13 protein-coding genes are annotated in these 14,624 nt (G+C 50.8%); 9 read left to right on the top strand and 4 right to left on the bottom strand.

Features of this window, described 5'->3' with window-relative positions; translation table 11 throughout:
- The first annotated feature begins 206 nt into the window (after positions 1–206).
- Complete coding sequence (locus B3007_RS10165) at positions 207–920, top strand: SDR family oxidoreductase (protein WP_301378165.1); 714 nt, start codon at positions 207–209, stop codon at positions 918–920.
- Here the strand turns inward: B3007_RS10165 and folK are convergent.
- Complete coding sequence (gene folK / locus B3007_RS10160; RefSeq protein WP_068442213.1) at positions 902–1,300, bottom strand: 2-amino-4-hydroxy-6-hydroxymethyldihydropteridine diphosphokinase; 399 nt, start codon at positions 1,298–1,300, stop codon at positions 902–904. The genes B3007_RS10165 and folK overlap by 19 nt on opposite strands.
- A 114-nt stretch (positions 1,301–1,414) precedes the next feature.
- Between folK and B3007_RS10155 the strand changes: the two genes are divergently transcribed.
- From B3007_RS10155 to B3007_RS10120, 8 genes are all read left to right on the top strand, one after another.
- A complete protein-coding gene (locus B3007_RS10155) occupies positions 1,415–2,290 on the top strand; it encodes a DNA ligase (RefSeq protein ID WP_301378164.1) in 876 nt (291 codons plus the stop codon).
- A 32-nt stretch (positions 2,291–2,322) separates the two neighbouring features.
- Positions 2,323–4,050, top strand: a complete 1,728-nt coding sequence (recJ, locus tag B3007_RS10150; RefSeq protein ID WP_301378163.1) for a single-stranded-DNA-specific exonuclease RecJ — start codon at positions 2,323–2,325, stop codon at positions 4,048–4,050.
- 27 nt (positions 4,051–4,077) lie between these two features.
- Positions 4,078–4,500 carry a DUF4124 domain-containing protein gene (locus tag B3007_RS10145; RefSeq protein ID WP_068442204.1) on the top strand — a complete coding sequence of 141 codons (423 nt, stop codon included), beginning with the start codon at positions 4,078–4,080 and terminating at the stop codon, positions 4,498–4,500.
- Positions 4,501–4,682: 182 nt separating this feature from the next.
- The gene (locus B3007_RS10140; RefSeq protein WP_301378162.1) at positions 4,683–5,885 is read left to right on the top strand and encodes a transporter substrate-binding protein; all 1,203 of its coding nucleotides are present in this window, start codon (positions 4,683–4,685) and stop codon (positions 5,883–5,885) included.
- Positions 5,876–7,852 carry a sensor histidine kinase gene (locus B3007_RS10135; RefSeq protein WP_297533192.1) on the top strand — a complete coding sequence of 659 codons (1,977 nt, stop codon included), beginning with the start codon at positions 5,876–5,878 and terminating at the stop codon, positions 7,850–7,852. Before B3007_RS10140 ends, B3007_RS10135 begins: the two co-directional genes overlap by 10 nt.
- An 81-nt stretch (positions 7,853–7,933) precedes the next feature.
- Complete coding sequence (locus B3007_RS10130) at positions 7,934–8,446, top strand: TIGR03546 family protein (protein WP_297533191.1); 513 nt, start codon at positions 7,934–7,936, stop codon at positions 8,444–8,446.
- Positions 8,443–10,293, top strand: a complete 1,851-nt coding sequence (locus B3007_RS10125) for a TIGR03545 family protein (protein WP_297533190.1) — start codon at positions 8,443–8,445, stop codon at positions 10,291–10,293. The genes B3007_RS10130 and B3007_RS10125 overlap by 4 nt, the downstream gene beginning before the upstream one ends.
- Positions 10,293–10,616 carry a hypothetical protein gene (locus B3007_RS10120; protein WP_068442192.1) on the top strand — a complete coding sequence of 108 codons (324 nt, stop codon included), beginning with the start codon at positions 10,293–10,295 and terminating at the stop codon, positions 10,614–10,616. Before B3007_RS10125 ends, B3007_RS10120 begins: the two co-directional genes overlap by 1 nt.
- A 13-nt stretch (positions 10,617–10,629) precedes the next feature.
- Here the strand turns inward: B3007_RS10120 and B3007_RS10115 are convergent, their stop codons facing one another.
- From B3007_RS10115 to B3007_RS10105, 3 genes are read right to left on the bottom strand one after another with little or no spacing between them, the layout of a single operon-like run.
- On the bottom strand, positions 10,630–11,391 hold the full coding sequence (locus tag B3007_RS10115; protein ID WP_068442190.1) for an SDR family oxidoreductase: 762 nt from the start codon (positions 11,389–11,391) through the stop codon (positions 10,630–10,632).
- 17 nt (positions 11,392–11,408) lie between these two features.
- The gene (locus tag B3007_RS10110; RefSeq protein WP_301378161.1) at positions 11,409–14,297 is read right to left on the bottom strand and encodes an insulinase family protein; all 2,889 of its coding nucleotides are present in this window, start codon (positions 14,295–14,297) and stop codon (positions 11,409–11,411) included.
- 32 nt (positions 14,298–14,329) lie between these two features.
- Positions 14,330–14,590 (bottom strand): hypothetical protein, encoded by a 261-nt coding sequence (locus B3007_RS10105; RefSeq protein WP_297533188.1) that lies wholly within the window; start codon positions 14,588–14,590, stop codon positions 14,330–14,332.
- Between the last annotated feature and the right edge of the window lie 34 nt (positions 14,591–14,624).

Here is a 14,624-nt window from a genome sequence, read left to right as displayed (position 1 = left end):
GCAGTCGTCGAGCTAGGCGCCCCCGTATCGAATGCGGCCCCCGCAACCAACAATTAAGCCAGCCAGTGAGCTGGTTTTTTTGTGCCTGAAATATATTGCCGGTGCCGACCCCACAACCATTTCCTTGTTACATCTGTTTCTTCTCACTGACACCCATGATATTCCGCGTTACCATGGTTTGCCTTGGTGTTGATTGGCGATTTTTCATGGCGAAACGTATCTTTATTACCGGTGGTGCCCGTCGTTTAGGTAAAACGTTAACCGAACACTATCTGAGCGAAGGCTGGTCGGTCGTTGCTCATTACAATACCCGCAGTGAGCTTGATGAACATCCCGGTCTGACCCTTCTGCGAGCTGATTTATCCAACCCCAGCGACATAGCCCTTTTGTGTCAGCAGCTGCCAGAGCATGGGCCGTTCGATGCTGTTATTCACAATGCTTCGTGTTTTGTCCCGGACAGCGCTGCCTCTGATCTGGCAAGCCATGTTGCGCAGCATCAGAATGTTCACGTCACCGCCCCAGTGATGATTACCGAGGCAATCGGTGACAGTTGGGCTGACAGCGCCTGCATGATCAGTATCAGTGATATTTATGCAGAAATTCCGAATCAAAGATTTTCGGTGTATTGCGCAGCAAAAGCCGGTTTACAGAACTGGTCATTGAGTATGGCTCAACGTCTGGCGGGGCGTGTGCGGGTGAATGTTATTCAGCCCGGGCCGGTTCAGTTTCTGCCAGAACACGATGAAGCATACCGGCAGCGGGTGCTGTCGCAGTCTTTGATCGGCGAAGAGCTGGGCTATGGTGCGATCGTTGACGCCTGCGACTATCTGATTAAAGCGCAGGCGGTGACTGGGTCAGTTACCCGCGTTGATGGTGGCCGCTTCGTTGCTAACCGTTACGATCAGACGTTTTCTGCCTGATTCCAGGTCTCATAGACTTCACGGTAATAACTTTCTTCTGGTGGTGTCTGCTTCAGAGCAGTAGCACCGCTGTCTGCTTCCTGCAGAATATCGATATCTATGGTGCGGTCACGTGTCTTTCGTGCCGGTGACTTCGGTTCCCGGCCCAGCTGCTCCTCAATCCGTTGCAGGCGCTGTTTCAGCATGGGGGCTGGCAGGTTGCACTCGAGAATAATGAGCTGGTTGCCAAAGGCGTGCGAGAAGGTTTCCCCAACTGGCTCGGTAAAGACTGCAGGTGACTGTTCGACGATGTCGCCAACGCTGTGAAGAGCTTCGACTGCCTTAGAGAGATGCTCTCTGGGTTCAATATTACTGCCAAGCCCCAACAGAAAATATGCCATACAGTTCACGAGTCCTAATAAAAATGTCGTAGTTGTAGCGTCAGCTACTTTTACTGCGCGTACAAACGCGCTATCAATATGGCAAACATAATAACAACATGGAAGGGCATAGATATGTCTGGCTGGATGCCATATTTCATCGCGGTGTTGCTGATACTTGGCGGCATGCTTCCTGTCTGGGCCGCTACGCAGCGAGATGAGATGCCACCTCAGTTGATGCTGGCGAAGCGTTTTCAGGGCGCAGAGGCGCTGCCTTTATATGGTGTGAGTGAGAAGTACGATGGCGTCCGTGCATTCTGGGATGGCATCTCGCTCGTTACTCGCAGTGGACGGGTGATTGACGCTCCTGATTGGTTTCTGGCGCAACTGCCTGACGAACCGCTGGACGGGGAGTTATGGCTGGGGTACGGCCGTTTTTCGGAAGTCAGTGGCCTCATCCGTCGCAACGACAGTGACAGTAGTGAGCTTTGGCAGGACGTCCAGTACAGAGTATTCGATCTGCCAGAAGTCGCGGGTACATTCGATGAGCGCTATCAGGCGCTTCTTGAACTGATTGGTGATCCCTCAGACATCGCGGCCAATGACAATCTTCAGCCGGTTGAGCAATTGCGGATTTCTTCTGAGAAAGAGCTGGATGCTCTTTTACAAGAGGTCCTTCAGCGAGGTGGAGAAGGATTGATGCTTCACCGTTGGGATAGTTTTTATTTTGCCGGGCGTAGCAGTGACCTGTTAAAAGTGACTCCGCTTGAGGATGCCGAGGCGATAGTGACAGGATATGAGCCTGGCCAGGGACGCCTGAAAGGCATGATGGGCGCACTCAGAGTACGCCTGCAGAACGGGCGTGAAATGTTGCTGGGAAGCGGTTTTTCAGATGCGGAGCGGCAGGCGCCTCCGGCTTTGGGGGCGCGCGTACGTTTTACTTTTCGGGGGCTGACTGCTGATGGGTTACCTCGGTTTGCGAGCTTTGATCGGGTGCGTCCGCCCGAGTAAACTAACCGCTTTCTTTCATTTCGGAGATTCTGATGTCGAGCCAGGCGCCGCAAATTCGAGTCCGGCAAACAGATACTGAACAGACTCTTCCTGACCTCCACCCCGTGTTATCCCGCGTTTACCAGAGTCGCGGTATCGCAACTCCTGATGATCTGAATCTACAGTTAGCAGGCCTTGTTCCTTACCATGAAATGCTGGGTATTGATGGGGCGGTTTCTGCTCTTATGCCCGTTGTTACTCAAGGGAAGCGCCTGCTGGTAGTGGGCGATTTTGATGCGGACGGAGCAACCAGTACGGCGGTGGCCCTGAGGGCACTCAGAATGATGGGTGCTCCGAATTTAGATTATCTCGTGCCTAACCGGTTTGATTTTGGTTATGGCCTGTCTCCCGAGCTGGTTGAGGTTGCAATCGAGCGCCGCCCGGATCTGATCATGACCGTAGACAACGGCATTGCATCGGTCAGTGGTGTCGCTGCGGCTAACGCGGCGGGTATCCCTGTGGTTGTGACAGATCACCACTTGCCCGGAGATGAGCTGCCTGAGGCATTAGCGATCGTGAATCCTAACCAGAAGGGGTGTGCTTTCCCTTCGAAGGCTGCATGTGGTTGTACCGTTGTCTTCTATCTGATGCTCGCTTTGCGAGCGTGTTTATCTGAGGAAGGTTGGTTTGATCGTTCAGGAGCAGGCCAACCCCCGAACCTGGCGTCGTTGATTGACCTCGTTGCTCTTGCGACGGTAGCCGACGTAGTTCCTCTGGATAAAAATAACCGCATTCTGGTCGAGCAGGGGCTGCGACGTATACGCGCCGGAAAGTGCCAGCCAGGCATCCTTGCTCTGCTACAGACCGCAAAGCGGGACCATAGACAGCTGGTCTCTAGTGATCTTGGTTTTGCTGTTGGCCCGAGAATTAATGCAGCCGGGCGGCTTGATGATATGTCATTAGGCATTGAATGCCTGCTGACGGACGATTTTAACCGGGCAATGGACATTGCGACTGAGCTGGACGCTTTTAACCGGGATCGTCGACAGATTGAGCAAGCAATGCAGGGAGAAGCACTCGCCTTACTCGAGCGGATGGATGCCAATCCGGCTGACGGTTACGGTGTTTGTCTGTATCACCCTGAGTGGCATCAGGGCGTAATCGGGATTCTGGCGTCGAGAATTAAGGAGCGACTGCATCGCCCTGTGATTGCGTTTGCTCGTGGAGAAGCGGGTGAGATAAAGGGCTCAGCCCGCTCCATCACCGGTTTACATATCCGTGATGCGCTCGATCGGGTGGACCGGATGGCTCCGGGGATCATCGTAAAGTTTGGTGGGCATGCCATGGCCGCTGGACTGACGCTGGCTGAAGGTACCTTTGAACGCTTCTCTGCGCTGTTTGATGACGTGTGCAAAGCGATGCTCAGCGAGGACGCTTTGCAGCAAATACTGGAAACGGACGGCTCGCTTGCATCTGCAGATTTCAATATGGCACTCGCGGAAGCACTGCGTCTGGGAGGGCCGTGGGGACAAGCATTTCCTGAGCCTCAGTTTTCCGGAACTTTCCGTCTTGTTCAGCAGCGTCTTGTTGGTGGTAATCATCTGAAGCTTGTGCTCCAGCCTGAGGGAACCGATCAGGCGATTGATGCTATCTGGTTTGGAATAGACCCTTCTGTGTGGCCGGATCACTCGCGCGAAAAGGTGACCTGCGTTTATCAGCTCGACATTAATGAATTTCGTGGCGAGCGGAATCTACAATTACGGGTTGTTCACATGGAATGATTCATTAACGCCTTCAGGGAGGAAGGTATGAAGTTACCAATCATAGTGTTAGTTTTTCTTGCACTGCCGACCAGTGCTGAAATATATCAATGGCGCGACCAACATGGGCAATTGCACTTTTCAGATCGCGCTCCAGAGAACGCAGCTCACGTAAAAAAGGATTTAATACCAGTCAGTACCTACACGCCCGTGATTCCTGATATCAAAGATGAATCTGCAGCCCGGAAGGCTCGCAATCAGTCGAGACTGGAGAGTAAGAAGAGCCAGCGCCTGGCGGATGAGAAAGCCAGACTTCTGCAGGCAGATCGACAAAAGAAATGTCGGAAAGCTCGTCAGGATTACCGCTCAGGCGAAGGCCGCTACCGGTCTCAGCCCGGCCTCGATGACCTCAAGAAAGCCCGACGTCGGATTGATGCCATAAATGACCGTATTAAGTCTTTCTGCTACTGAAATTTAACGGCCGGATGCCTTGACTGTAACTGCATGTGTCGTGTGACAGTGAAAAGATGTTACGGTTTTCCGGCAAAGCTTTGTTTTGCCTGACTTTTCTTACGTTTTACTTCCGGGCTCTCTTATCTGCCTTTCTGATTGCTAATCTCAGAGTGACTGTGTGTTTTACTGAGGTTGTGGTGATGAAGTCTGCCCTGCTGATTCTCGCAGCGATTCTGATCAGCGGGGGTCTGTATTTTCTTATGACCCCCGCTAACCACATGCATATTCTACTGGTCGGAAATTCGACAGGGACGATGGCTACCCGGGATCAGGAGATGCTGTCACTAATTGAAGCCAGATTTCGCGCTAACGAATCGGACTTAGGAATAGCCTTCACATTTTCCTATCTTGATGCCAGCGTACCCACAGATCAGCTCGCGTCTGAATTTAAGCGTATTACTGATGAAGCCAGCCCCGACCTGGTGATTGGTTGTGGAGACTCATTCTGCCTCCGCCAGGTCTTACCTGTGGTCGAGTCGGGCAATCTCACATTTCTGTATCCCGGAGCGTCCGAAGGCCTGTTTGACAGCGCGTCTTTAGTGCATCTGGGTCCGGTACCTAATCAGTTTCTTTTTCCATCCCTGAGCTGGGTTCGGCAGCACCTCGGGGATACCGTTATGTATCTCGGTGGGGAAGATATCCGCTCAAGGATGTTAGGGCGCATGCTACGTCAGCACCTGTTGCCTGTTTCTGGAATTGATATGGTGACAGAGGAGTATCTTGGCACTTACGAGCAGATGCCATCGATATTAGAAAAAATCAGAGACTATCAGCCTGATGTTCTCTTATTTGATGCCTGTGACTGGCTGAATCATCCGGATTTCGCGAGCGTACTTACTAAGGCCAATATCCGTATATTTTCGCTCTGTACAGATACCCGCCAGCCTGTCGCTAATAATTACTATTTCGTAAGCCATTACTTTGATCATCCGCATAATCAGGCAAATGTAGAGTTTAAGAGCTTTATCGCTGAACGTGAAAACCGACCGGATGCGCTGAACGCAATGGCTGTTGGTGCAGCAGATCTGGTGATCTCGCTACTACGAGAAAGAAGCATGACCGCGGCAGAGATCAGTTACGCGCTGCGTGGCCGAAACCTTCTGAGCGCGGCCGGCTCACTCGCTGTTGACGTGAACGAAGAAGGTACATGGCACACTCTTTTTATCGGTCAAAGTAACCGTGGTGAGGCAAGGCTGCTATGGATGTCGGACGCTAAACTTCGCCCCGAAATGTTTCCCGGAAGTGAAGGGCCATCCGACTGGCTTCATCACGTTACTATTTACTGGAGAAATAATCGCGGACGCTACCGGACAGGGAGCATTGGGGGTAAAGCATGGCTGTAACCCCAAAAAAATTCTCTGTAAAGAATCTGGTCGATTCTGCGAAAAATTACGAATTCCCAAGTATGCGTGGCCGGTTGCTTACCTGGATGATGATAACGGCATTGATTCCCGCTATTTTCCTTGTACTGATCGGCCTTACCTATGCTGAAAAGCAACTGGAAAAACGTGCTCTCGCTGATCTGAGTGCGGCATCGAAGCGACTGCATCACGACATCAGTCTGGTTGTTAATTCTCCACTGGAAACCGTCAGAGTCTTTTCGCGATCACCCTACCTGCATCAGGCATTGAAGGATTTCTCATCCGTATTTGATAAGGATGAACTGTATTCCATGGATTATCAGGATATGCAGGATAAATACTGGGCCTATTTTTCTCTATATGCTGAGAAAAACCGTTTACGTGATTTGCTGATACTTAACCATCAGGGCGAGGTCGTGTTTTCAGCGGTACAAAGCGACGCGTACGGTGCTGACATTAAACACGTAGACTACACAGGAACCGGTATACAGGCAGCCTACAAGAAAGCGCTCTGGAAGATGGACTCCGCCATTGCCTTTTCTTCATCTGAAGCGGACGAGAATACCTTCGCTTTTCTTGCAGCTCCCGTCGTTGGGGATCGATTATTAGGCGTCATTATATTGATACCTGAGCCAGCTGAATTAGAGCGGCTTCTCTCTATACACAGCCACAGCGGGCAACTTGTTAATCTCTATTCCGAAAAAAAATCCGTAGGCTACCGCTCATTGTTTAAGGGAGATGTCATAGACCGAACTTCAGGTCTCGGCAAGCGATTATCGGGTGCCATGTTGGGGACGGACTTCAGCGGCGAACTGGATTTCTGGGAAGGCGACTGGTTGGTCAGTATACGTTCGGTTCCGGTACTGCAGTCGGTTCTTGTGCAGCGCCGTGATAAAGATGTCGTATTAGAGTCAGTCAGAGAATTAAGGTACGGAGGGTGGGGCATTACTCTGGTTGTATTGCTTCTTACCTTCGTATTGTCACGGCGCTTGTCTCATAACCTGGCCGCCCCTGTTTTTACATTAACAGAGAGCGTTGAGCGGATATCTGAGGGCGATAGGGAAGTCTCCGTCGATGTTAACAGGAAAGACGAATTAGGAAAGCTGGCTCAGCAGTTTAATCAGATGGCAGTCTCCTTGAGAGATACTCAGGCGCAATTAGTACAGACGGAGAAAATGGCCTCGATAGGACACCTGGCTGCAGGCGTGGCACACGAGATAAATAACCCTATGAGTGTCGTCATCGCCAATATGACAATGATGAAAGACTATGCTGCTACCTATGTGAAACTGGCAGAGCTGTTCTCCAGGTACCTTAAAACTCAGGGAGAGGAATCCGATGAACGGCAGGGTATTCTGAATGAGCTGGAAGCCTTCGAGAAAGAAGAGGATATTGGCTTTGTTCATCAGGACATGAAAGCGCTGTTGCAGGACTCACTGTTAGGCTTGTCGAGAGTTCAGCATATTGTCAGCAGCCTGAAACTTTTTTCTGAGCTGGATAAATCGGAAGAGGAAGACATTGACCTGAAAGAAACTCTGGAGCAGGTAGTCAGTGATGTGGCGCCATCACAAACGCGTCAGGTAGAGATTACTTACGATATTGAACTGGACAGCAAAGTCCGGGTCAAACCCGAGCAGATGCGGAGAGTGTTCTCCGCAGTAATAGATAATGCCATCAGGGCGTGTGTCGATAAGGGCAGCCTGCGAATTAAAGCCTGTCGTCAGGACTCAGTGCTGATTATTGATTTTCAGGACACTGGGTGTGGCATGGCACCGGATCAGGTGAGTCAGGTGCTGGATCCCTTCTACACAACACGTGAGGTTGGAGAAGGGATCGGTCTGGGACTGTCGGTCGCGCACTCTATCGTTGAAGCTTATGCCGGGACACTCAGTGTTGTCAGCAAAGAGGGTCGTGGTACCCGGGTTCGGATAGCCTTGCCTGAGCGCTGAGATCTGCGTCTGGATTTATCGCTCCTGCGCTTTTATAGTGGCTTGGTGGATACCCTGACTGGCGACCAACGGAGTGCAGACATGCTGTCGTTACTTGCAAGATTACTTAAAGCCCTCAATTCGGAGGCAGCTCCAGGACAGGTAGCTTTCGGCTTTGCGCTGGCTATGATCCCGGGGTTTACCCCGCTATTTTCCCTGATTAATCTCGTTGTATTACTCATCGCGTGCATTCTGAGAATTAACTTCAGTGCCTTTTTACTCGGCATTGTTGTGTTCTCCGCCATCGGCTATTTCCTCGACCCTCTCTCAGCTGATGTAGGGGAGTACCTGTTAACTCTGCCATCGCTCACTGATACCTGGACACAGTTTTACCAGAACGACTGGATGAGGGTTTCTTCCTTTAATAACACGGTCGCGATGGGTGGGCTGGTTATTTCAGTTTTACTACTGGTTCCAGTGACTCTGATCAGCCGTATTCTTATCCTGCAATACCGTAAGCGTGTTCTGAACTGGGTTAATCGTTTGAAAATTGTTCAGGCGCTTAAAGCCACTAAATTCTGGTCTATCTACACCAAGTTTGCGGAGTACTCATGACTAAATGGATTCGCTGGTCAGGTCTGGCTGGTTTTCTTGCGGTAGTCGGGCTGATTGCCGCGCTATTTATTTTCCTGCTGCCTTTTCTGATCAAGTCAGGTATTGAATTTGCGGGCACCAAACTGGCGGGTGCCAAAGTCACTCTGGACGATGCCGATGTGACACTATCTCCGCTGGGTGTTCGCCTCGAAGGGCTGCAGGTGGCAGACGCACGTGCTCCTATGATGAACCTGATGGAGTTTGATGAAGCTGTCGCTGACCTTGAATTAGCGCCCCTCATTGTCGGTAAGGCGATCAGTAATGAGCTGTCTGTTTCTAACCTGAGGTTCCACACTGAGCGCGAAAGCAGTGGTGCAATAGAGGTCGCAGAGTCGGAATCAGAAGGTGATGAATCGCCTTCTCTGAAGGAAAAGGCCTCTGAGGCTCTTCCTTCTGTCGATGAGGTGTTGGCAAAAGAAACGTTAAGCACGCCTGATGCGGGCGAGGCTCTGAAAGCTGCCTGGAACGAAAATAGCCAACTGATCGATGACGCCTTCGATAAAGTGCCGGACGACAGCTCTATAGCTCAGTATGAAGAGCAGATTCAGGCGATAACGTCTGGACGTCTGGAGTCTATCGAGGATTTTCGCGAACGCAAGCGACAGCTTGATGAGCTGAAAGAGCAATTTAAACAGGACCGCGATGCGGTGAGGGATGCCAGAGACGTCGTTCGCTCTGCGAAAACAGAAGTGTCCGCTAAACTCACCGAGCTTCGTCAGGCCCCGTCTGAAGACCTTGCCTATCTCAAGGATAAGTATCAGCTGAGTGGTTCTGGCGTTTCTAATATTACAGGGTTGCTGTTTGGTGATGACGCCGCTAATTGGGCGCGTGAGGCTCTGTATTGGTATGAAAAAGTCAAACCTTACCTGGAGTCAGACGACGGTGCAGAGGCTGATAGCGAGAAAGATGAAAAAGCACCGCGTCTGGCTGGACGTTTCATACACTTTCCGAGTGACGATCCGTGGCCTGATTTCATGATCCGCACTGCGCGACTGACAGGCCCATTTGATGGTGGTCAGTTGGTCATTTCGGGCAGGGATATTACGCACCAGCAAACAGTGACGGGTCGACCGACCGTATTTACTGCGACGGGAGAAGGGTTGCAGAAAATTGGGGATCTGGATGGTCGCCTGGTGCTGAACCATACCGTGGGCAACGCAACAGATACGCTGACTCTTGCAATCAGCGACTGGAAAATGGCTTCTCTTAATCTTGGTGTTGCTGGTGCCAGACTGGACTCGTCTCGTGTTCAGCTGGATGCAACGGCAGAAGTGGTTCGGGGCGAGCTGGATGCTGATCTCGATGCGAACGTGACCCAGGCGAACTTTACGGGTGGAGGCCAGACCCTGTTTGCCCGTGAACTGAACGCGGCGCTTCAGGGAATTAATAACTTTACTGTGGATGCGGGTGTTACCGGCACCCTTAAGAACCCTGACATTGCTTTCGGTTCTGATCTGGATCGCCAGATAAACAGCGCGATCAGCAAGCGCATCCGGGCCAAGCAAGATGAGTTCGAGCAGAAGCTGAAAAATCGTCTTAATGAGAAGATGTCAGAATATGCAGGTGATTATGCTGAGGAATTACAGCAGTTAGCCGCGATGGAAGGATCGCTTGATGATAAACTCAGTGCCTTAAAAGACCTCGCTTCAGCTGAGCTTGAAGATTTTAAAGCACAGCAAGAGCGTGAAGCCCGCGAAAAACTCGATGCTGAAAAAGCAGCTGCCGAAGAAAAAGCGCGGAAAGAGGCGGAAGCAAGGAAGCAGGAACTGAAAGATCAAGCGAAAGACAAACTAAAGAACCTATTCTGATGCAGACCCGATTACTAACACCTGAAGAATTTAAAGCCACACATTTTTCCCCTGCGCGGGTCGAGGACAGCACTCCGACTCCTGATTTCTGGATCTATGTACAGGCGATACCCGCTGAGCATTTTGGCATATTTGATTGCCGCGAAGGTCAGGTGACTCATGTCTATCGGATGGGAGATGAGTTTGAGCATGTACTGATTAATAGTCAGTATCAGGGGGTTGCTATGGTGATCGTTGTCGATCTGAGCAGCAACTCTGTACATGGTCATTATTTATTGGACGTAAATCCTCCGGGGACGCAGACCCCGGAAGAAAATGCCTGATGATCCGCTAGTGTCAGCTCCGGCTCAGCAGGCGAATCAGCCAGCCTGTCACCGGGCGAGGACTGATCTGACCTAATAGATAGAGCAGAGTGAACTGCAAGCTGACGGTGCGGTGGGTCAGCTTTCTTGACAGTTGTTTCAGTACCGCTTCGGCGACATCTTCGGCGGTCAGGTTAACGCCCAGTGCATCAATGATATGTGCACCGTGTTTTTGAGAAGTCAGCATGGGCGTCTTAACGAAAGGAGGCATGACGTCGCCGACGTGAATGCCATCCTTCCTCCACTCAAGATTCAGTGCCTCTGTTAATCCCTGTACGGCGAATTTTGACGCAGAATACACTGCAAATTCCGGTATTCCGTAGGTTGCTGAGGCCGAACTCATATTGATCACCTGACCTTCCGGTGCAGCTTTGAGGTAGGGATAGGCTTCCTGGCAGCCATTAATAACGCCTTTGATATTAATATCCAGAATCTGCTGGTGGCGTTCGCGGCTGATATCTGTAAAACGATTCACCTCAAGTATGCCAGCACAATTAAACAGAAGTCGCAGCTGTCCATGATGTTTGTTGGCGAAATCACTGACCGCCTGCTCAAAGGCATCGGCATCAGTAACGTCCAGCTTGTAAATATGGACACGATCGGGCGCCTGCGAACGGACAGCTTCCAGGTCATCCGTGAACAGGTCTGCCAGAGCAACAGACCACCCACGGTTTATCAGTGCTTCGGCGGTTGCTCTTCCTATGCCGGAGGCGGCTCCGGTAATAAAGGCGTTCATCGCATCTCCTTAATGAATTACTGTGCGGAATCCTGATTGTCTCCGGCATTCTCGGTTGCCGATGACTCACTGACTTCTGGTAGAGGATATTCCGGCACTTCAAACTGTTCCAGACTGCTGCGATCAAGCGTATCAAGCGCCGTCATATCATTGACCTGGCCACCTTTCTCGAACAACAACCAACTCCATTCGTTATTCAGCACTGCGCGGCGATAAAGATTCAGAATCTGCGTTTTAGTAATCTCTCTGACTTCGTCTGCAATCGCCTGACGTGTATCGAAGGTATAGCGTCCGGTGGCCAGATCAGCCCAGAAATTAGCTGCCTTCTCACCCATGTTTTTCGGCTTTTCAGTGAGTCGCGTAATCAGACCTTCCTGAAATAATGCGAACTCTTCATCCGACATGGTTTCCAGCTGATCTTCATAGTCCCGGAAGAATATACGGCTATGATTCATCATATCTTCTGGACTGGCAGTAGGAGACTGAACGATAAACAGCAGACCCGGTACGGATTTCTGAGGGTAGGCGGTCGCAAATACGATGTAGCCCAGTTGTTGCTCCGTGCGCATATATTGATAGTAGGGTGACGAAATCATCTGAGCGAGCAGGCCCGCTTCAGCACGCGATACGTCAGAAGTGTCTGTTCCCTGAAGGTACAGTGTCATGACTTTATCCGGGTGATCCTGAGTGACCGACTGCTGAAATTGCCCAGCAGGTGCTTTCAGTAGTTTCGAGTCTGTCTTTGCTTCGGTATTGGCCGGATAATATTTTTGAGTCAGAGTGCCAATCTCCGCAGCAGACTCTGCACTCAGAGTACCGTGGACATAGGTCGTTACAGTAATGCTGTTTCCGAGCTGTGCGGCAAAATTCTCCAGCTGCTCTTTAGTGGTCGCTTTTACCACAGGTAACAGATCTGTATCACTGAAGGATGGTTCGATTAACCAGTTCTTCAGGTCAGCCAGAGTGCGCTGATACGGACGTGCCTTCAGGTTGTTTTCAAGAGCGCGGATCAGGCTTGCCTGATAGCGCTCGAACTGCTCGTTACTGATGTTCATATTTTTCATTTCAGTAAATATCTGTTCGAGCAGAACCGGTAACTTATCGAAATAGCCGCTTACTGCGATTTCCAGCCCTTCGCTGGTGGCAGAAAGGCGATAGTTTAGCCCTGCGAGGCTGGCAGGATAACTGTAGGTGTTTAAGGCTTCAGTGACTGTCCGGGCATAGAGACGTGCGAGGACACGTTGCTCGGCACTGTCTTTAATCGCTGGCACTTTAAGATCTATTAATACCTGCGCGCGAGGAGCATCAAACTCATGCTCTGGGTAATACCAAAGCTGGTAGCCGTTATCTGATGTAACCAGTTCGGGGGTATCGGACGCTTCGCCGGGGGCCGTTTCAAGGTTTTCTGGAACGAATGGGTTGGCCTTTGGTAGGTGGAGTGCCCCCTTCCATTCAGATGTTTCTGCCTTCTGATAGTCTGAAGGGCGTATTTTGATCTCGGTCCCGTACCAAGGGTCGGTCGTATCTGTATCGACACCTGGTGCTATCAGGACGCGCAACATATTGTCAGCCGTCAGACCAGACAAGTATTTATCTATCAGCTCATCGGGAGCAGGTTCTGAACGGTAGTCACCGTAGATGGTATCTTCTACCGGGAAGATCAGCATGTTACTGCTGAGTCGAGTAGTGTAGTTGGATACAGGCCCGTGCTCCTGAAAGCGGAAGGTCATTTCATTGAGCATTCTCTGCTCTTCTTTGATGTAGTCCGGGATACCGCTGGTACGGATCAGGTCGATATATTCCATCAGGATAGAGGTAATTTCTTCCTGGTGGAGCAGGCCGGACTTGGTCAAACCAATACCGACCACCATAGTCGAAGCGTGACGGGTGCTCAGCGAGCGTCCGGCACTGAGCGATTCAGCCCAGCCCTTTTTCTTCAGTAGCGCGAGAATACTGCCATCACCTTCATGACCGATCAGATTCGAAAGTAACTGTACTGGCTTGTACTGATACTGCGAAAGAATTTCTGGCAGAGGGAACGTAAAACGAAGTTCACGTATTTCTTTGACTGGCTTTATGTGCATATCAAGCGGCAACTGTTCGGGGACGAATACCGGGACATCAGGCCGTTCGAAATGGACATCCCTTTCAGGAATATCAGAAAAAAGCTGTCGGGCTTTATTGCCTAGTTGATCAAGCTCGTAATCACCGGCGATAACCAAGGTCATACGATCTGAGGAGTAGTGTGTCTCGTAAAAGGAGATCAGCTCGTCGCGAATCTTACTATCGTCGCGGTCGCTGAGTGTGTCCAGATTCCCGGTTGAAAAATTAGAGAAAGTGAACTCGGGGTTCATTGCCATTTTCTGTGCTGAAAAAATACGGCGTCCATCTTCTTTAAGGTTAGCACTATACTCTGCGTGAACAGCGTTCTTTTCGCGATCAACGTATGCTTCATCGAACGTAGGTGAAATAAAAAATGGGGCGAAACGTTCCAGCGCACCGCTCAATTGTTCGTTATCGACATCGAAGAAATAGGTCGTTTGCGCGTAGGAGGTAAAGGCATTATGGCTACCGCCATTCTGCTTTATGAATTGTTGGTATTCGTCTGGTTCAGGAAATGGCTCAGTGCCGAGAAACAGCATATGCTCAAGGAAGTGGGCGAGGCCCTCACGCCCCTCGGGATCATCCATGCTGCCAACGTTTACACTCAGGGCTGCACTCGCCTTGTCTGCTTCGGGAGTCTTTACGAGCATCACCTTCAGACCATTTTCCAGCTCCATATAGCGGTAACTATAAGCGTCCGCAGGGCTTACGATCAGGTCGGGGGATTGCGAAATACGGAACATAGAGTATCCAAAAGCGGCCAATACAATAAGAATAAAAGTCCAGTAGCGAGGCGAGAACATGCCAACTCCTGCTGCAATGTATGTCGTTTTAATTAGTGGGCTGTGCCGTCTGCGCTGGCAATTGCCTGAGCATCGTCCAGGGAGTGTTGCGCAGGATCCAGTGCAGCGATGTGGGTAAGACGCGCACGGGCGTCCTCCAGTTCCGCGACCATCAGCGCAAATTGTGATTCAAACGCCTGATCTATAGCGTTGTAAAGAACTTTCACTTTGTCTTCTGCTTCGGCGTTGCCTCCTTCGCGGAGGGTTTTCAGGCAGGCGAGGGCGATGTTGTGGTACATCTGGTCTTTGTTCACGGGCGTCTCCTTTTTCCTCATGATACACGACCCG

The sequence above is a fragment of the Thalassolituus sp. UBA675 genome, from assembly GCF_002297765.1.
GTDB lineage: Bacteria > Pseudomonadota > Gammaproteobacteria > Pseudomonadales > Oceanobacteraceae > Thalassolituus.
Note: the sequence above shows the minus strand (reverse complement) of the source record. Positions and strands in the feature narration are given on the sequence as shown.